The organism is Vibrio sp. 10N.261.51.A4, from assembly GCF_041471945.1.
In the GTDB taxonomy this organism is placed as follows: Bacteria; Pseudomonadota; Gammaproteobacteria; order Enterobacterales; family Vibrionaceae; genus Vibrio; species Vibrio crassostreae_C.
In genome coordinates, this window is the sequence record NZ_JBFRPJ010000015.1 from 1 (window position 1) to 18,227 (window position 18,227).

An 18,227-nucleotide genomic window follows, 5' to 3' on the forward strand; every position below is an offset into this window, starting at 1 on the left:
TAAGCTTGTGTATACCTAATATGTTCAAGGTCCTCTAAACCTTGGACAGATTAGTAGTATTTGCACTTAACGTATTGAAAATAATCAAGTGTAGCGGTGAATGGGTAACAACTTTCAGCGTAATGGCAATTGAAATAGTCTTTCGAGCAGTACTGACTACCTCGATCGCTATGAGTTATAACCTGCTCAGGGAATCCTCGACGGAATAAAGCCATCGATAAGGCATCACAGACCAGTGAGGCCGTCATTCTCGTATCCATAGACCAACCAATTACTTGCCTTGAATATAGGTCAATAATGACAGCTAAGTACAGCCAGCCTTCGCTTGTGGCAACATAAGTAATGTCTCCTGCCCATTTTTGATTCGGAGCCGTTGCGTTAAAATCTTGAGCGAGCAAGTTCGGAGCAACGGGCATTTTATGCTTACTGTCCGTTGTACACTTAAACTTGCGTGCTGCTTTCGCTACTAAATCCTGACGTTTCATACTGGCGGCAATGGTCTTAACATTATGGTTATCACCGCTCTCTGCCAGTTCTTTCTGAATACGTCTGAGCCATCTCATTCTTTGCTAACGTCAAAGGCTTCTTTTACCTTGGTATCAAGCTTTTGGCGCTCTGTCTCACGTTGAATCGCCTTGTGGCGGTTCTCAACCCAATAATAAAACCCACTTCAAGAAACTCTGAACACCTTAGCCATACGGGAAATACTGAAACTCAGCAGGTGTTCGAGCATAAATTCATAGCAATTTACTTTAGATTTTTCGCGAAGTAGGTGGCGGCCTTTTTTACGATGTCTAGCTCTTCTGCTTGCTCTGCCAACTGCCTTTTTAGCTTAGCGACTTCAACGGCCAATTCTTGTTCTCGTTGGCTAATATTAGAATTCTTCTTTGTGGCTTTTCGCCAACCATAGATCTGAGATTCATGTAACGAGAGCTGTCTTGCAGCTGTAGCGACTCCCACTTTCTCTGCCAACTTCAGGGTTTCGGCTTTAAATTCAGGAGAATGGATAATACGTTTCTTCTTGCTTGTTATGGTTCACCTCATTAGTGATTGTACTCACTTAACTCAGTGTCCAAAACTACTGGTGCGGATCAGCAAGCTCGGGATCTGATAGCCAAAACAATTGAAGGATTAGGTAACCCGATTGCCTACCACCTTAAAGAACGAGACTACTTGGACTATCGTGCAATACGAATACCTTACCGTGGCAAAAATAAATCTGTTGAGATTTCACCAACAACACATAACATGGAATTGATTTATCTAAAGGGAATGTTCAAGAAACTAATCAAGTACAATCAATGGAAATACCCCAACCCGATTGAAGCTATCGATACAATCAAAACTAGCGAGAAGAACCTGGCATATCTAACCAAGCCACAAATTGAAGAGTTCCTATTTAACCTGAAGAATTTCAACCGCGTAATTACAGTCTCGATTCCACAGCTCATTGTAATCTCTAAGATTTGCTTAGCCACCGGTGCTCGTATAAGTGAAGCTCTCACTCTTACCCGTTCACAAGTAGCTGAATTCAAGCTAACTTACACCGAGACAAAAGGTAAGAGAAATCGAAGTGTGCCCATCTCACCTGCTTTGTATCATGAGATCTTAGATATCGCAGTGAACGACCATAAGATTTTTGACACTACTTATAAGGATGCCTGGCGCTACATTAAAAGGGCTTTACCTAATCATGTTCCAAGTGGGCAAGCAACGCATGTTCTACGGCATACATTTGCTTCGCACTTTATGATGAATAAAGGGGATATTTTGGTGTTACAGCGGATTCTAGGTCACACAAAAATTGAGCAGACAATGGCGTATTCTCACTTTGCTCCCGAGCATTTGATGCAGGCAGTTCACCTCAATCCTTTAGAAAATTAATGGCGACAAAATGGCGACAGCCACTGTAATCGAGCGTTATTTAGCGGTTTTAGACGTAAAAAAGGCGACAATTTAACCTGTCGCCTTTTGCTAATGAGAGCCTAATTTAGACTATTCCCAATCAAGGATAACCTTTCCTGAAAGCCCGCTACGCATAGCGTCAAAGCCTTTTTGGAAGTCATCAACCTTGAAGTGGTGAGTAATGATTGGTGTTAGATCTAGGCCAGATTGGATCAATGAAGCCATCTTGTACCAAGTTTCGAACATCTCACGACCGTAGATACCTTTGATAACCAAGCCTTTAAAGATTACTTGGTTCCAGTCTACCGCCATGTCTGATGGTGGAATACCTAGTAGAGAGATCTTACCGCCGTGGTTCATGTTAGTTAGCATGCTATTGAACGCAGATGGGTTACCAGACATTTCTAGGCCTACATCGAAGCCTTCTGTCATGCCAAGATCAGACATTACGTCTTCAAGCTTCTCTTCCATCACGTTTACTGCGCGAGTCACACCCATTTTCTTAGCAAGATCTAGGCGGTACTCGTTTACATCAGTGATTACAACGTGACGAGCACCAACGTGCTTAGCAACAGCTGCAGCCATGATACCGATTGGGCCAGCACCAGTAATTAGCACGTCTTCGCCAACTAGGTCGAAAGAAAGTGCTGTGTGTACTGCGTTACCAAACGGGTCAAAGATTGAAGCTAGATCGTCAGAGATTTCTGCAGGGATCTTAAATGCGTTGAACGCAGGAATCACAAGGAACTCAGAGAACGCACCAGTGCGGTTAACACCAACACCTGTTGTGTTACGACAAAGGTGAGTACGGCCGCCACGACAGTTACGACAGTGACCACATGTGATGTGACCTTCGCCAGATACACGGTCGCCGATTTCAAAACCACGAACTTCTTGGCCAATGCCAACAACTTCACCCACGTATTCGTGACCTACTACCATAGGTACTGGGATTGTGTTTTGTGACCACTCATCCCAGTTGTAGATATGTACGTCAGTACCACAAATTGCGGTTTTCTTAATACGAATAAGAAGATCATTATGACCCATTTCAGGTTTTTCAACCTCGGTCATCCAAATGCCTTCTTCAGGCTTTAGCTTAGAAAGTGCTTTAATTTTCATAATGTTACCTAGTTCATCTCGCCTAACTGTAAGGCGAGAATCAAAAATCTATATATTCTACTGGGTGTTGCTCTATCTAATTAAAGGATGCTCGTGGCATCCCTTTAAAATTAGATGATACCCATGTCTTTACCAACTTGAATGAACGCATCGATTGCGCGGTCTAGTTGCTCACGAGAGTGTGCAGCAGACATTTGCGTACGGATACGAGCTTGACCTTTTGGTACTACAGGGAAAGAGAAACCTACAACGTAGATGCCTTTCTCTAGTGCGCGCTCTGCGAACTCAGCCGCTACTTTTGCATCACCCAGCATGATTGGGATGATTGCATGGTCAGCACCACCCATAGTGAAGCCCGCTTCTTCCATGCGAGTACGGAAGTGAGCAGAGTTTTCCCATAGTTGAGTACGTAGGTCGCCAGATTCCGCTAGAAGATCTAAAACGCGGATAGACGCAGATACGATTGCAGGTGCAACAGAGTTAGAGAATAGGTATGGACGAGAACGCTGACGTAGCCAGTCGATCACTTCTTTCTTACCAGAAGTGTAACCGCCTGAAGCGCCACCCATTGCTTTACCTAGCGTGCCAGTGATGATATCGATACGGTGTACAACGTTGTGGAACTCGTGAGTGCCCGCGCCGTTTTCGCCCATGAAGCCCACTGCGTGAGAGTCATCAACCATAACTAGTGCGCCGTACTTGTCAGCAAGGTCACAGATAGCAGGAAGGTTAGCCACTACGCCGTCCATTGAGAACACACCGTCAGTTACGATTAGTGTGTGACGAGCGCCAGCTTCTTTAGCAGCGATAAGTTGCTGCTCTAGCTCTTCCATGTTGTTGTTCGAGTAACGGAAACGCATTGCTTTACACAGACGAACGCCATCGATAATAGATGCGTGGTTTAGTGCGTCAGAGATGATTGCGTCTTCTTTACCTAGAATTGTTTCGAACAAACCAGCGTTTGCATCAAAACAAGATGTGTAAAGGATAGTGTCTTCTTTACCTAGGAACGTAGAAAGCTTTTGCTCTAGTTCTTTGTGAGAATCTTGAGTACCACAAATGAAACGTACTGAAGCCATACCAAAACCGTGCTGATCCATACCATCTTTAGCTGCTTCGATAAGAGCTGGGTGGTTAGCAAGACCTAAGTAGTTGTTTGCACAGAAGTTTAGTACTTCTTCACCAGTCGAGATAGAAACCGCTGCTTTTTGTGCAGAAGTAATAATGCGCTCAGACTTGTAAAGACCTTCTTCTTTAACTTCTTCGATTTGAGTTTGAATCTGTTGGTAAAATGCAGAAGACATTGTCTCATTCCTTCCTAGTTATTATTTAGCAGCATCGCGCGCCGCTTTATGTAGGGATGTAAACGATCTCAACACGATCATTTACACTGTAAAACTTATGCCTATATTCTAGTTGAACATCCCCGTTCCGATTATCCCTTTAGTTGGAAAAACATTAATGAATCACAGGCACTAATAATAGTTCATCCCAGTGACATAGGGCACATTAACGCCCTTCACCTGCTTTTTTAAACGCCAAATTAGCTATAATTTCCGTCTAATTTCGCTTTCATATCAAATCTCAATTTTTCATCTCAGAATGCGCAGCAGCAACGCCGCTATACAGATGAGCTTCAAACACAACAACCTATCAGAGCAATCACGTCAATCAATTAATGAAATTGATTCACAAATCAAAGTAAATCGCTCACAATTACCATTAAGTTCATCGTTGAAACTAGCTTAACTGGATACTTATGATTAACCCAAAACTCATCGCCCTGCTTCCGGATCTCGCCTCGTTCATTTTGGTGGTTAACGAAGGTAGTTTTACGGCTGCAGCAAAACAGTTAGGCGTGACACCATCAGCCTTGAGTAAGCTCATCACCCGCTTGGAAAAAGCGCTATCGGTGAAACTGTTTGAGCGTACCACTCGTACCCTTATCATTACGCAAGCGGGTCAATTGGTTTATGATCAGAGTGTGGTGATGATCAACGCAGCGCAACAAGCCGTTGAACTGTCTACCTCCGACCATACCGAACCTGCAGGCTCGATAACGGTAGCGGCGCCTGAAGCCTTCTTGAATTCGGTATTGCAGCCTTTCGTTGTTCCATTCTTAAATCAGTATCCAGAAATCCAACTTAAATTGAGAGCGGCTGACGGCGACATCGATATTTTACGTCAAGGCATCGACATTGCTTTCCGCCTGACTGATAAGCCCGACGAAAGCTTAGTATTGAAAGAGTTAGGAAAAACAAACCTCGTGTTGTGTGCAAGCCCTGACTATTTAGATGCCAAGGGGATTCCTCACCACCCTACCGAGCTGTCTGAACACGACTGTTTGTATCTTGCAGAGACAGACAAAGATCACATTTGGGATTTTCTTAAAGATGATGAATTTCACACAGTACCCGTCAGTGGACGTTACGCAGTTAACCACTCGCAGATGCGACTGAAAGGTGTGAAAGAAGGTCTAGGCGTCGGTATTTTCCATGACTTCGTGATTCAAGATGCGTTGGCTGAAGGGTCTGTAGTACAAGTGTTGGAAGATTGGACCATCAAGAGTAATTACCATGGTGCGATTGCGATGCAGTTTGCTCAAACCAAGTACATGCCCGCTCGACTGCGTGTATTCATTGATTACGCCATGAAGCACTTAGGTGACAAGTTGGCAGGAGAAATAAACTGATGCTGAAAGGAATACACCACGCGGCCATAATCTGTTCAGACTACGACGCGTCGAAACACTTTTACACTGAGATTTTGAAACTCGAGATAATTGCCGAAAACTATCGAGAGGCTCGCCAGTCGTACAAACTTGATTTAGCGCTACCTAATGGTGCTCAGATAGAGCTATTCAGCTTCCCTAACGCACCAGAAAGACCTAGCTTTCCAGAAGCCCAAGGGCTGAGACATTTAGCCTTTTGTGTCGATGAAGTTCAACAAGTCAAAAGCTATTTGGAAGGACAAGGAATCGAAGTCGAACCGATCCGAGTTGATGAGTTTACAGGTAAAGCATTTACCTTTTTTGCCGATCCTGACGGGCTTCCGTTAGAGCTTTACCAAATATAGAGCTTTATCAAGTCTAACGTCTTCTTAATAAACAGAGCATGTCATCTGATTAATGAAACTGACCTCCTCAAACAGAAGGTCAGTTTGTGTATCAATTAACTCAATGCTGTCTTGAATTTCTCGACACGCGAGAACAGTAACCAATCCAATAGCATGGCTGTCACGATCGTCGCACCCGCCAGTGGAAACAGCGCTGAAATAACTATCACCGTCACTAAGCCTGCTTTCCAAAGCCCTGCATCACCAAACTTCGGTGGCGTGCCAAGCTTTCGTTGACCTGAAGGTCTGCGCATCCACCACATCACACCGCCAGTCACAGACACAACAATGAACGCCAAGCAAAACAAGGCATTTAGAAGCTTATTGATGATACTGATGTCACCTTGGTGCAATGAAATACCAACCGCTAACGTCTTGGCAATGAAGTTATAATCTTGCCATGTCACCTCACCCAGTATACGACCAGAATATTGGTCGAGGTGCGTGGTACGATCCTGCGTTGGATCGATGATATCGCCACCCATTGTATTGGCTGTGACCGTGTAAACGCCCGTTTCTGAACGCGGGAAATTGACCTTGTATTGCGTAAAGCCAAGTGAGTATGCTTTTTCAGTAACGTCATCAATGTCGAAGTTGCTTGCTGACAACATATGTTGAGAGTGATCTTCACCCATCTTAGAATGGTCGTGAGGTTCAGTAGCCTCTTCCACATGATGAACGTGCTCTGCTGGCTTATCTTGAGACAAAGGCAGTGGTGTTTGCTCCAAGTTCCAAGGGAGCTCTTCTTCTGATCCATGGTTGAGGGAAGCGTGCGTCTTATCAGACAATGGAATATCGTCCCACATTTGAGCAGGGAAAGTACTCCATGCTTGAACAAGCTTACCGCCCCAAAAACCAGTCCATGCCAATCCAGATAGAATAAACAACAACAGAATAAGCGATAAGGTACCACCGATGTTCGCATGCAGATCACGCATGAGAACACGTGGCCCGGATGACACTCTCAGCTTGAGAAAACCAGCGCGGCTTGCGTTGTCTCTCGGTAGCCATAAGTAAATGCCACTGACGAGCAACAGAATAGACAAGCTTATTGCGACTTCAATTAGATAATCACCCCAATCACCAATCAACAAAGTGCCGTGAATATCATTCGCTAGTTGGTACAGGCTATCGCTGCGTGGAATTTCTCCGACCACTTCGCCAGTGTACTGATTCACAGTGGCGAAAACAGATGTTCCGTCTTCAAGTGATAGCGAAAAGCGGTTAGCGAGATCAGGGGCTTTACTCGGAACAAACTGCGTCACCGAGCCTTGTGGGTATTGATTCTGCACTGCAGTTAACTGTTGTGACACTTTAATCGGATCGCCCGATGCAACAATCTCAATGGCTTCGTGATGAAAAGCTAACTCGATTTCATCATCAAACAGCATCACCAAACCTGTAATGCTCAGCATTAACATAAACGGGATAACAAATAGCCCAGCATAGAAGTGCCAGCGCCATGTGAGGAAATAGAGGGTTTTATTGCGGTCTTTGCTTTTTATATTGGTTTCCGAACCGGTTGTTGCACTGCTTTTAGACTGCGAAGTTGCTTGTGCTTTCGCAGGGGTTTGAGATTCATTTCTCAACATTATAATTTCCTTTGACACACGCAAACATACCTTCTGAAAAATCAGAAAGTAATCTGAGCATGTTTAACTTTACTTAATACTTTATTTTTTAATTATTTTAATGGGTTAGGTTTAAGCAATAACAAAGGGAGGGCCGCGCGGGGCTTGCCTCGTGTAGCGTTCGCTTAGAGCCAAAAAAGCGTAGCTGTCGGAGACAATAGAACTCAGTCGAGTTGTCAGTAGTGTAGTGGGAAGTTCATCTTGGTGAAACGTGGAAAAATGGCTAAACGGACACGGCTTTCCTTTATGAGTATTAGGTTCGCCTTCTTCGATTTGAACCAATTCAAAGCCATTGACCGTACATAACGACGCCCATACTCCCGCACTATTACCATGAGCATTGATAACAGGCATTAATGTCACTAGCGCCCAGCTTAATGCTGTTGCAAGTAACATGAAGAAGTTGAACGAGGTTCGGCGCATTATTCCAAGTCTTTATAAATTTCCCTTATTATGAGGGACTTGGAATATAGGTAAACGTAAAGATTAACAGCAAGTTAAAAAATTGAAGCTAACGCACACTCTTTTTCGTTAAATACTGGTTACAACACTAAAACTAAGAAAGTAATACTCATCTCTTTGCAGCAGGCTTTCGATAAAAGAGACAATAAAAACGCCGCCTTACACCTTCCTCGAAAGAGGGTAATGTAAGGCGGCGTTTTAGAAATCGAATCTTGAGGTTTGCTCTTTGTTACCTATCTAGCAAACGTTCATGATTAACGAATTAACCGAAGATCTTGCTCCAGATGCTTGGGTTACGCTTCTCATGGTACTCTTCACGAAGGCCATCAATAGTACGAAGTTCTTGCTGTGCCGACGCTAAGTCACCTTGGTCTAGCTTCTGCTCAATGCTATCCAGTGATGCACTGATCTTTTTGAAGCCTTCCATGAAGTTGTCTTCTTTCTCGACTGGGTAAACACCCGTTTTCAGCTCTGCCACTAGCGTATCTAAACGAACGATAGGCTTTTGCATCTCTTCAATGCTTTGAGCTTCTGCCGCTTGTTTGAACGCAAGCTTCATTTCTTGCATGTTTTTCTTAAGGTCTACATTAGCAAATGCGTTGCCAGACAATACTGAAGCAGCGATTAAGCCAGATAAAAGGATTGAGCGAGTTTTCATTGTTTCTCCAAGTGAAGCGGTGTCTTTGAAGTTAGAGCCGTCATTACTGTGGCACTTCGACTTTATTATTTTCGGCTAGTGTATACAAAAATCTTTCAGGCACAAAAATTGATTGTGTCGAAATGCAAACCCGCCGATATTCTCTTAAACAAGATCTGAATATTCTGGGATTTCATTACGACCGCGCAAGGCCAAAAAGGCTAGGAACTGCTTTGGCGAATGGGTAATCACTTTACTCGAATCTACGCCCACTTCATATAACAATGCTGCGACTAAGTCTAAGCCACCGACATCTAAACAGAAATGCGCATCGCTGCCTGTTGTAATAAATGCACCCTTCGCTTTCGCTATTCTTGCAATCTCATAGCAGCGGTCAACACTGCCAACTCGGCTATTGCCTTTGAGTGTGGTGTTGTTGATCTCAATCGCCACGTTGTTCTCAACCGCACATTGAATAACGGCTTCGAAATCGAAATCAAAATTAGGATTGCCTAAGTGACCAAGCGCATCAATTCGACCGCCCTTAATCACATTCAACAATGCTTCTGTATGGGTAGCGACATCCGATGGGCGAAATACTGGCTCGTGAAAACTCGCGATCACCCAATCCAAGTTCTTATCCACACTCGGATGAATGTCGATTTCACCCTGTGTGTTCATGATGTTTGACTCAACACCTCGAATAATTGCGACATCTTCAATAAAACGAGGGAGCACACGCTGATTGCTGAAGAACCAATAGTGTGGCGCGCCCGGCATTGATTCTGAATGATCAGTAGTACAAAACATGGCTAAACCATTTTGCTTTGCCGACTTGGCGTTTTCGATCAATGTGCTGTAAGCATGACCACTTGCGTATGTGTGGGTGTGAGTATCTACTTTGAGTTCCATGAATCAATGCCCTCTTCGCTCGGTCAAAATACGTTTTTCAGAAAGTAACTCTGAATCTCTTTCAGGAAAAGAATACTTCAGAAAATGAATGCCTAATGGCAACAATTCGGCCAGTTTATCAGCTGAAAGTGACAATTAGCACCCAAACATAAAGGTTTATTACTGGTTCATTTACACGACACGGGAATACGTGGCTAACCAGAGCCAGCCAGCGCTTGGTCTTATCTAAGTCGAACCGCACACACTCGGTAATTGCGCCAATTTTTTGCAACCTACCCAAGTTCGTCAATACTTAAACCAGCCTACAAACTGGAGTGTTAGATGAGAAGAAGACGATATCCGCTGAGTATCCACATCACTAGCCTTTTCCTAATTTTGACAACACTTGTCGGTGCGGTATTGATTTCGATTAGTTATCGGCACTCCCAAGAGCTGCTGCTAGGCACAGTGCGCGAGATCAGTAATGAGCACCGCGACAAACTGGAATCAGTATTTAAACAAGCCATTGCCCCTGTTATCACAACCTTAAATGTGATGGCGGTGAGCCCGTTTGTTGCTCATCAAGCTTCCGCTGTCGAAAAAGACTCTTGGCTTGCTTCGGTCGATATCATCTTCAAGCAAAACACCAATTTGGTCGCTCTATTTTATGGTTCTGAAGATGGTGACTTCAGAATCTTTCGTCCATTAAGCACCAATAAACAGAGAGCCGAAAACAGCGCGCCCGCTAAAGCGACCATGATGGTTAGCAGCACCAATCTAGACGGTGAAAACTTTATTACCTATCTTGATGGCGCACATCAAGTGATCAGTACTCGACAAGCAGAGAGTAAGTTCAACCCCACCACTCGTCCTTGGTTTCGTAACGCAAAGCCTGATGGCTCAATACAACTCTCTGAGCCCTATCTATTCTATTTCCTGCAAACCAATGGCATTACACTCTCTAGGCGTTCTGCCGATGGCAAGCATGTGGTTGGTGCCGACTTTACGTTGAGTTCCCTCTCTTCTCAGATCAGTGAATTAGCTTATTCTCCGCAAACCCGACTCGCCTTGTTCGATCAACATTTTAATCTTCTCGGTCAGCATCAACTTGAGCTATCAGTACCCAAGCCTGACTCCCAATCTGATGACACAAGTAAAACTGAGCAAACGAACAACCAAACGACGGGGAATCTCTCTGGCAGTGAGCAAGACCAAAGCTTCTTTAATGTGCCCAAACGTGAACAGATGGAAGCATTGAAAGCGTCCGTTATTGCGCCGCTTATGTCTGATGAAGAGAAGTTTAGCCTCAATCTAAAAAACGTTGAGTACAACTTAAACACTTGGGCACTAACGCTAACGCCGGTTCAACTGACTCAAAATGTCACCTTATACTTGGCAGAAGCGACGCCACACAATGAGCTGCTCGCTGATCTTATCTCGATGCGAGACAAGCAAGTTGCGGTCGCGATTGGGATGTTGTTCATCTGCTTCGCTATCGTATGGTTTGTTGCTAATCGACTGTCTCAGCCGCTCAATACGCTGATGCAACTCACCGACAACATCGCTCGGTTCGACTTCAGGCGTACTCATTATCCCAAAAGCATGATTCAAGAAGTGGCTAACCTCGCCCACTCGATTGAGCTAATGGAACACACGCTTCATGATCTGATTACCCTACTTCGAGACACCGCCGGGAATCAGGAGTTTTCGATCTTAGCCAAGAACATTGCTCATCAAAGCTATTTAATTACCAAAGCAGAAACCATTGTCCTTTTCACTCAATCCAAAGAGAAAGACGTGTTTGATACGACAGCCAACCTTGCCATTCTTCCTTTTAAGGCCGACATCAATGACTTCATCAAACACACGCCTTGGTTGCTGTGTCAGCTTAAATCTGGTGAGACGATCCATTTAAACAGAGAAGACAATGTTCTCAACTATTACCAAGATTCGATCTTCAATTCAGACCTGTACCTATTTCCACTATTAAACCGAGAGAAACTGTTGGTAGGGATTGTGGCAATTGGCTATGAGAGACCAATTACCAAGATGCAGGCAGACAAGCACGCCTTTTTAAGAGAGTTGCTCAGCTTTGCGGAAATAGCGAAAGACAACATCGACCAAATGCAGCAACAAAAAGACATGCTTAATGCCTTTATTGAGCTGATTGCATCGGCGATTGATACCAAGTCACCTTATACGGGCGGGCATTGCCAACGAGTGCCTGAGCTCACCAAATGGCTAACTCAAGCAACCATAGATGATGACCGCCATTACCCGCAATTCTCATTGGACAGTAAACAGTGGGAAGAGTTGATGCTCGCCGCTTGGCTTCATGACTGCGGCAAGGTGACCACGCCTGAATATGTGGTAGATAAGGCAACAAAACTGGAAACTATTTACGACCGAATCCACGAAGTGCGAATGCGTTTTGAGTTGTTGAAACAGCAAGCGGAAACCGATTACTGGAAAGCGATGGCGAACGGTGCACTACAAGAAGAACAACTCAAAATACTCGAACAAAGCCTGTCTGAACTGGATGAGGAGTTTGCCTTCGTTGCTGAGTGTAATCTTGGCGGCGAATCTATGACGGAAGAGCAGCTAGAACGCTTAGATCAAATAGCCAAACGCCAATGGAAACGTACACTGGATGATCAATTGGGTTTGTCTTGGTCTGAAAAAGAGAGATTTAACACCCAAAAAGAGTCGGTTGAGAAAGAGAGAACTGAGCCAACAAGTCAGGAAAAGGGTTTGCCTGTCATGGAGCCTCTGCTTGCAGACAAACCGGAGCATAAAATACCTTGGGACAATGGCTTTAACCCTGCCGATGTATGGCAAGAAGCGTTTGTACTTAAGCCCGGAGAAGTTAAATACAACCAAGGTGAACTGCACAATTTGAAAGTACGCCGTGGTACGCTAAACGATGAAGAACGTTTCATGATCAACGATCATATTATCCAAACCTTCACCATGCTCAACAAGTTGCCTTACCCGCCTTACCTTCAAAACATTCCGGATATCGCCAGCGGACACCACGAACGTATCGACGGTAAGGGATACCCAAGAGGCTTAAACGAAGACCAGTTACCTCTGCCGTCCAGAGCAATGGCAATTGCTGATGTCTTTGAAGCGCTCACCTCTAGTGATCGCCCTTATAAGAAAGGTAAACTCTTAAGCGAATCACTCAACATCATGACCGACATGGCCACCAGCGGTCATATCGATCCCAAGTTGTATTTACTGTTTTTGGAAAACAAAATCTACGATAAATACGCTGAGCGATTCCTAGAAATGAACCAACGCTGCGAGATTGACCCGCACGAACACATCGACCGAGTAAAAGAATACATACGCTCATTGTTCTAAGTTTTAAATTAACCATTCAGAGGATAAGCCATAACTCAATGGTTAGCTTTTAGCTGCCGAGTCCAATACCGCAACGTCCACTACAGTCGCTACAGCCACTGTGGTGTGCGGTTTTTGTTTGGCTTTCGCCTTGCTGTGTCTTTTTGCCAGCAATGTATTGGTGATGCTCGCCACGACAATCAGGTTAATGCCAATCATCTGCTGTTTAGAAAACACATCATCAAAGAACAAGCCCTGCCAAAGCGCGCTAAACAGCATGTTAGTAAAAATCAGAGGTGCCAACTGGGAGCCACTGTCTGCAAGCTTATACGCCTTGGAACGGAAGATTTGGGTATTGATGGTAAACAGTGCAAGACCAAGTGATCCGAGAACAATCCAGCGTAAATCGTCAAAAGACAGTAACGCCGACACGAAGCCTTTTTCAGCACTTTCAAGCACATCGGGCACCGCAGAAAGTGAAGTAAACACCACCATTGGAATAACAATGATTGCCGCGACTAAAAAGGTCCACGCGTTAAGCTCTGCTGGTGTCAGGCTAGTTTTAGACGCTCGGTACAAACTCACTTGCGAGCCAGAATTAAATACCCCCGCGAGAAGTCCAAGCAGAAGCGCAGGTCTAAAGAACTCAGAACCCAACTCAAACTGCGACCAATCCCCCGCCATCATCACTACGCCAACAAAAGTGATAGCTAAGCACACGATCGTCGTTGTATGAATCTTGGTTCTAAATATTAACTTTTCTAACAATGGAATAAACAGAGGACCCGTACTGAATAACACAACCCCTTCAACCAGCGTTAAGGTTTGCAGTGAAGTAAGGAAACACCACTGACACGCCACCATAAAGATCGCTCGCATCACCAAAGGTTTCCACATTTCTCGTGTCGGCTTGCTGATTTTGTAAAAAGTCAGAAAAAGAAATAAAAACAGACTGGGTAACAAAAAACGCACAAAACTGAGCAACGAAGTGGGCATCACTTCAGATAGATACTTGGCCATTAAGCCGCTTAAAGACAAACTGAACGTCGACAACAACATGAAAGTCGTCGCCTTGGTAATATCAGACATAATTATCACCTCCTATGACATCTATTTTAGAGGCGTGACGTAATGAAAAATAGCGAGTAATATTAACGATAACTGTAAGGAAAACTTACCAATGAAAAAACTCGTTCCGCTTAAATCCGTTTACGCTTTCATTGCTGTCGCTGAGACTGGCAGCATGACCGACGCCGCTCGGGTGCTGTACGTCAGTCACTCTGCGGTAAGCCAAGCGATAAAGTCGTTAGAACAACTGGTCAACAAGCCTTTGTTTCAACGAGTCGGTCGTCGTGTTGTTCTTAATGCCGCAGGTAAGCGATATTACCGCAAAGTCGCGCCCGCACTTGAGCAAGTGATAGAGGCGACCGAAGAGCTTGCCAGAACGCCTAACGACCACCGCATTACCCTCAACATGGTCAATTCGCTCGCGATGCACTGGTGGATCCCACGAGTTCCCGACTTCCAAGCTTTCGCTCCCTCACTTGATATCCGTATTTCGACGCTAACTGGCCCTTTCGATATTGAACAGGAAGGGGTCGATGTTGCGCTCGTACATGGCAAGCCCAATGAGTGGGAGCAATATTACAGCGAGAAACTGGGCGACGATGATCTGGTCTTGGTGTGCAGCCCTACTCTATTAAAAAACCAGACCGGATTGAGCGTCGAGCAACTCGTCAAACAAAACCCGACCATTGGCGTTTTTAACCTCAGGCGGCAACACGACTGGCAAGTGTGGTGCGACAATTACCAAATTCCACTGCCCACATTCCATAGCAATCTGACGTTCGATGTCTCCATTCAAGCGGTGCAAGCTTCAATTCGTTCGTTAGGCGTACTAGTAACGCATCGCTTGTTTGTGAAAGATGATATCAGCCATGGGATGCTTGTCGAATTGGGTAAACCGGTTGCTAACCCGCACCAAGATTTTTACTTTGTTTGCCCAAAAAACAAATTAAAACAAGAAAGTGTGCTAAAACTGAGAACATGGTTAAGACATGAATTCACACGCTCAGAGACAGCACTGAACGATGACATTCAAGAGCAAGACCAAACTATCAATCAATAAGCGAGTGACAGCTCAGCAAGCTTACAAGAGGCCATTATGATTATTACCACCACACAATCAGTCGAAGGCAAGCGCATTGTCGATTACAAAGGGGTTATTGCCGGAGAAGCCATTCTAGGGGTGAACGTTTTCAAAGATATGTTTTCAGGAATTCGTGACTTTGTGGGTGGACGTTCTGGCACCTACGAGAAAGAACTGGAAAAAGCACGTAACTACGCGTTCAAAGAGTTAGAACAGAAAGCGATTGAAGCGGGTGCCAACGCGGTGGTAGGCGTAGATATTGATTACGAAGTCTTGGGAACAGGTAATGGCATGTTGATGGTCTCTGCTAGTGGCACGGCAGTGGTGGTTGCTTAATCAGTGGCAAACCTATCGCTCAATAGCTCTATCCATCGAATAACGGATTCAGTCGCTTAATCGTGTGATTCTTTAAAAAAACGCCCCTTAGCTGAATCGCTAGCTAAGGGGCGTTATTGTATTCGCTGCCAAACTAGGCTTGAATATCTCTAACTCGCACGATCTTCTGGCTCAGAAATCATGGCATCAAAAGAGGCAATTCGAGCCAAAAACTCTTTTCTATCTTTAGGCATAATTGAGCTTGCCATTGGTAAGTTCGCCTTCATCGCATCGACGGCGCGACCACGAACCAATACCTCAAAGTGCAAGTGCGGGCCAGTAATACGACCAGTAGCACCCGATAGCGCAATTTTCTGACCTCGCTTAATTTGCTGACCTTTCTTAACTAAGAAGCGGCTCAAGTGAAGATAACGCGTCGTATATACGCTGTTGTGTTCAATCACCAAATATTTACCAGCATACGGGTGGTCACGAAGTGCCACCACTCGACCATCACCAGTTGAGTAGATAGGTGAACCAACAGGTGTCGCAAAGTCGGTACCATTGTGCGGTGAGATTCGCCCAGTTACTGGGTGTCTTCGTGTCGGATTGAACGAAGAAGTGATTCTTCGGAATTTTCTGTCGACTGGGTATCTATCAAAGGCTTGCTCTAGACTATTTCCCTCTCTGTCATAAAAAAGACCATCTGGTGCTAGAAAAGCTGCGACTTCTCGGTTTCTTAATTGAATTGAGATACCTTGAATTTCTGTTTTACCCGTTAGGTGATCATCCGTGTACTGCTCTTTGACCAATACATTGAAGCTATCACCAGCTCTCAGCTCTCGAGCGAAGTTGACTTTGTCTTTTAGTGTGCGGGTGATATTGGCTATCTGGTTAGTAGTTAACCCCGCTTTGTAGGCTGACGTTGAAAAGCTACCGTGAACACTACCCGCATAGAGTTTTTCTTTCCATTCGCCTGGGATCTCGTGGAATTTATAGGTGAAGCTACCATCATCGTTTCGAGTAAAGGCTGCTTGCTCAACCAAACTCTCGTGATAAATCAGCTCCACAAGCTGTTTTGAGTCACTATCCAAAAGCAACTCTAGATGGTCACCAGGTTTTATTGTGTCGAGTTTCAAAGACTCCAGATCCGCTTCCATCACCTTTTGAACGGTTCCATATGGCAGTTGCCATGACGAAAAGATGTTGCTTAGCGTATCGCCAACTTTCACAAAATAATGGACCTTAACCAAAGAGTTGGGAGTCGCTTGCGAGTCGATGACTTCCTTATCATTAGGTTGAGAACCTTGGTAAGGGGTTATTTTGATAGAGATTTCTGGTGCTGGTTTGGAGTGAAAAGAGAGCAAAGCAGCAAGGGAAAATGCGCTGATCGCAGTAACGATCAGACCAATACGGAGGAACTTCATAAAATACTTAGCGGTTATAACAAGGAACTTAGAAAGTGTTATAACATAACAATTAAATCAAAAAAATAAATGAAATGTAAGAAACCATAGCGCGATAGGTGTGAAAGTATGGTGAGTATGCAAAGCCCACCACCTTAGTTAACACGGATCTTTACCTCATATTACTCTTCACGAAGTACTTCGAAGCGTTCTAAGCCTCGCAGCATCTCAAAGTCCGGCTCTTCAGTTAGCAGCTCTCTCATGGACCCACTGGCTTCAATAGCGCGCTCTAAGTCATCGATCGCTTGACCTTCTGCCCCTAATCGAGCATAGGCGCAAGCACGTTGATACAAGGCATGAGCATTTTGGTCATCGACTTCTAATACACGGTTACAAAGACTCATTGCCCAGTGGTATTCCTGTATATCCATAGCAGCGTCAGCTTTGGCAGTAAGTGCTTCTAAATCTCCAGGACGAACCTTCAGTATTTCATCGTAGATTTCAATTTTTTGCTCTGCCGTTTGTGCGTTCTGTGCTCTCAACCATAGGTTATGAATCTCATTGATAATTTCAATTTCGCGGTTGTTGTCGGAAATGATTCTGGTCTTGCGCTTAAGATCCCGTTCAAGAACATTAAACTTCTTCTCATAGTCTTGAGCGATAGAATTAAGTCGCTTATCAGCCATGTCTTGAGTTGTGTGTTTAAGCTCTTTGATGGATTGCCAACCCACCAGCGCGATAAGAGAGGCCACACCAGCAATAATGTAGAAGAAGTAGGTTACGGTTACATTGGCGTAATTCAGAGACTTGTCTGCCACAGTCAGTTCCCGGTCAGTCATCTGAATGGTCAAGCGTCTTTCAAGATCCTGCTGTTCCATTCGAAGCTGCTTCAACTCATCCAAGATATAGCGTTCCATCAGCGGTCTATCCAAATACTCTTGTTCCGAGTACTTAACCTCTTCGCTTGCAAAACTCATCGTGCTGAACACCGAGATAACTGCAATCAATAAGATTCGAAGCATTATACATTCCTTATATATTTATCTTTAGACTAACTGTATCTCGTAATAGGCATACAAGCTAGGAAGTCGACAAGTTTGCTATGTCCATATTGGAATTAACACTCTAAAACATCATTGATAATGATAAAACACCTGAAGCAACATCATTAATTTCTAAATTATAAAAATACCGCGTAATACTGTTCTATATGATTAATTCGCGATGCGAATAGGCTTTGTTGCGTAATT

At 44.4% G+C, this 18,227-nt stretch carries 15 protein-coding genes and 1 pseudogene; 6 read left to right on the forward strand and 10 right to left on the reverse strand.

Annotated features, from left to right (window positions below; genetic code table 11):
• Positions 1–134: 134 nt before the first annotated feature.
• Positions 135–1,032, reverse strand: a pseudogene (locus AB4384_RS04970) (IS3 family transposase); the annotation flags it as partial.
• A 36-nt stretch (positions 1,033–1,068) separates the two neighbouring features.
• On the opposite strand from AB4384_RS04970, the gene AB4384_RS04975 reads away from it, so the two are divergent.
• Entirely contained in the window at positions 1,069–1,884 is an 816-nt protein-coding gene (locus tag AB4384_RS04975; RefSeq protein WP_372128993.1) for a tyrosine-type recombinase/integrase, read from the forward strand.
• A gap of 111 nt (positions 1,885–1,995) precedes the next feature.
• On the opposite strand, the gene tdh is transcribed toward AB4384_RS04975, so the two are convergent.
• A complete protein-coding gene (gene tdh / locus AB4384_RS04980) occupies positions 1,996–3,027 on the reverse strand; it encodes an L-threonine 3-dehydrogenase (RefSeq protein WP_050649238.1) in 1,032 nt (343 codons plus the stop codon).
• A 110-nt stretch (positions 3,028–3,137) separates the two neighbouring features.
• Entirely contained in the window at positions 3,138–4,331 is a 1,194-nt protein-coding gene (locus tag AB4384_RS04985) for a glycine C-acetyltransferase (protein ID WP_372126023.1), read from the reverse strand.
• Between the two features lie 455 nt (positions 4,332–4,786).
• On the opposite strand from AB4384_RS04985, the gene AB4384_RS04990 reads away from it, so the two are divergent.
• Together AB4384_RS04990 and AB4384_RS04995 are read left to right on the forward strand one after the other, a co-directional pair.
• The gene (locus tag AB4384_RS04990) at positions 4,787–5,719 is read left to right on the forward strand and encodes a LysR family transcriptional regulator (protein ID WP_065584581.1); all 933 of its coding nucleotides are present in this window, start codon (positions 4,787–4,789) and stop codon (positions 5,717–5,719) included.
• Positions 5,719–6,102 (forward strand): VOC family protein, encoded by a 384-nt coding sequence (locus tag AB4384_RS04995; protein WP_372126021.1) that lies wholly within the window; start codon positions 5,719–5,721, stop codon positions 6,100–6,102. Before AB4384_RS04990 ends, AB4384_RS04995 begins: the two co-directional genes overlap by 1 nt.
• Positions 6,103–6,197: 95 nt before the next feature.
• On the opposite strand, the gene AB4384_RS05000 is transcribed toward AB4384_RS04995, so the two are convergent.
• The 4 genes from AB4384_RS05000 to AB4384_RS05015 form a co-directional block, all read right to left on the reverse strand.
• A complete protein-coding gene (locus tag AB4384_RS05000) occupies positions 6,198–7,733 on the reverse strand; it encodes a PepSY-associated TM helix domain-containing protein (protein ID WP_372128994.1) in 1,536 nt (511 codons plus the stop codon).
• Between the two features lie 111 nt (positions 7,734–7,844).
• The gene (locus AB4384_RS05005) at positions 7,845–8,195 is read right to left on the reverse strand and encodes a hypothetical protein (RefSeq protein ID WP_017064798.1); all 351 of its coding nucleotides are present in this window, start codon (positions 8,193–8,195) and stop codon (positions 7,845–7,847) included.
• A gap of 301 nt (positions 8,196–8,496) precedes the next feature.
• A complete protein-coding gene (locus AB4384_RS05010) occupies positions 8,497–8,892 on the reverse strand; it encodes a cytochrome b562 (RefSeq protein ID WP_017059534.1) in 396 nt (131 codons plus the stop codon).
• Between the two features lie 144 nt (positions 8,893–9,036).
• On the reverse strand, positions 9,037–9,783 hold the full coding sequence (locus AB4384_RS05015; RefSeq protein ID WP_372128996.1) for a phosphatase: 747 nt from the start codon (positions 9,781–9,783) through the stop codon (positions 9,037–9,039).
• 321 nt (positions 9,784–10,104) lie between these two features.
• Between AB4384_RS05015 and AB4384_RS05020 the strand changes: the two genes are divergently transcribed.
• Positions 10,105–13,128 (forward strand): HD domain-containing phosphohydrolase, encoded by a 3,024-nt coding sequence (locus AB4384_RS05020; RefSeq protein ID WP_372128997.1) that lies wholly within the window; start codon positions 10,105–10,107, stop codon positions 13,126–13,128.
• Between the two features lie 42 nt (positions 13,129–13,170).
• Here AB4384_RS05020 and AB4384_RS05025 read toward each other — a convergent pair whose 3' ends face one another.
• Positions 13,171–14,196 carry a DMT family transporter gene (locus AB4384_RS05025; protein ID WP_372128999.1) on the reverse strand — a complete coding sequence of 342 codons (1,026 nt, stop codon included), beginning with the start codon at positions 14,194–14,196 and terminating at the stop codon, positions 13,171–13,173.
• 91 nt (positions 14,197–14,287) lie between these two features.
• Here AB4384_RS05025 and AB4384_RS05030 point away from each other — a divergent pair, with 91 nt between their 5' ends.
• Positions 14,288–15,235 carry a LysR substrate-binding domain-containing protein gene (locus AB4384_RS05030; RefSeq protein ID WP_065584578.1) on the forward strand — a complete coding sequence of 316 codons (948 nt, stop codon included), beginning with the start codon at positions 14,288–14,290 and terminating at the stop codon, positions 15,233–15,235.
• Between the two features lie 36 nt (positions 15,236–15,271).
• A complete protein-coding gene (locus AB4384_RS05035) occupies positions 15,272–15,592 on the forward strand; it encodes a heavy metal-binding domain-containing protein (protein WP_004730185.1) in 321 nt (106 codons plus the stop codon).
• Between the two features lie 149 nt (positions 15,593–15,741).
• On the opposite strand, the gene AB4384_RS05040 is transcribed toward AB4384_RS05035, so the two are convergent.
• Both AB4384_RS05040 and AB4384_RS05045 read right to left on the reverse strand, forming a co-directional pair.
• Positions 15,742–16,998, reverse strand: a complete 1,257-nt coding sequence (locus AB4384_RS05040) for a peptidoglycan DD-metalloendopeptidase family protein (RefSeq protein WP_017064801.1) — start codon at positions 16,996–16,998, stop codon at positions 15,742–15,744.
• 161 nt (positions 16,999–17,159) lie between these two features.
• The gene (locus AB4384_RS05045; protein WP_017069419.1) at positions 17,160–17,999 is read right to left on the reverse strand and encodes a tetratricopeptide repeat protein; all 840 of its coding nucleotides are present in this window, start codon (positions 17,997–17,999) and stop codon (positions 17,160–17,162) included.
• Positions 18,000–18,227 lie beyond the last annotated feature (228 nt).

What these genes read in the sequence shown, in the direction of transcription:
- tdh (WP_050649238.1), bottom strand. Translation starts at nt 3,027, where the DNA reads ATGAAAATTAAAGCACTTTCTAAGCTAAAGCCTGAAGAAGGCATTTGG.
- AB4384_RS04985 (WP_372126023.1), bottom strand. Translation starts at nt 4,331, where the DNA reads ATGTCTTCTGCATTTTACCAACAGATTCAAACTCAAATCGAAGAAGTT.
- AB4384_RS04990 (WP_065584581.1), top strand. Translation starts at nt 4,787, where the DNA reads ATGATTAACCCAAAACTCATCGCCCTGCTTCCGGATCTCGCCTCGTTC.
- AB4384_RS04995 (WP_372126021.1), top strand. Translation starts at nt 5,719, where the DNA reads ATGCTGAAAGGAATACACCACGCGGCCATAATCTGTTCAGACTACGAC.
- AB4384_RS05000 (WP_372128994.1), bottom strand. Translation starts at nt 7,733, where the DNA reads ATGTTGAGAAATGAATCTCAAACCCCTGCGAAAGCACAAGCAACTTCG.
- AB4384_RS05005 (WP_017064798.1), bottom strand. Translation starts at nt 8,195, where the DNA reads ATGCGCCGAACCTCGTTCAACTTCTTCATGTTACTTGCAACAGCATTA.
- AB4384_RS05010 (WP_017059534.1), bottom strand. Translation starts at nt 8,892, where the DNA reads ATGAAAACTCGCTCAATCCTTTTATCTGGCTTAATCGCTGCTTCAGTA.
- AB4384_RS05015 (WP_372128996.1), bottom strand. Translation starts at nt 9,783, where the DNA reads ATGGAACTCAAAGTAGATACTCACACCCACACATACGCAAGTGGTCAT.
- AB4384_RS05020 (WP_372128997.1), top strand. Translation starts at nt 10,105, where the DNA reads ATGAGAAGAAGACGATATCCGCTGAGTATCCACATCACTAGCCTTTTC.
- AB4384_RS05025 (WP_372128999.1), bottom strand. Translation starts at nt 14,196, where the DNA reads ATGTCTGATATTACCAAGGCGACGACTTTCATGTTGTTGTCGACGTTC.
- AB4384_RS05030 (WP_065584578.1), top strand. Translation starts at nt 14,288, where the DNA reads ATGAAAAAACTCGTTCCGCTTAAATCCGTTTACGCTTTCATTGCTGTC.
- AB4384_RS05035 (WP_004730185.1), top strand. Translation starts at nt 15,272, where the DNA reads ATGATTATTACCACCACACAATCAGTCGAAGGCAAGCGCATTGTCGAT.
- AB4384_RS05040 (WP_017064801.1), bottom strand. Translation starts at nt 16,998, where the DNA reads ATGAAGTTCCTCCGTATTGGTCTGATCGTTACTGCGATCAGCGCATTT.
- AB4384_RS05045 (WP_017069419.1), bottom strand. Translation starts at nt 17,999, where the DNA reads ATGCTTCGAATCTTATTGATTGCAGTTATCTCGGTGTTCAGCACGATG.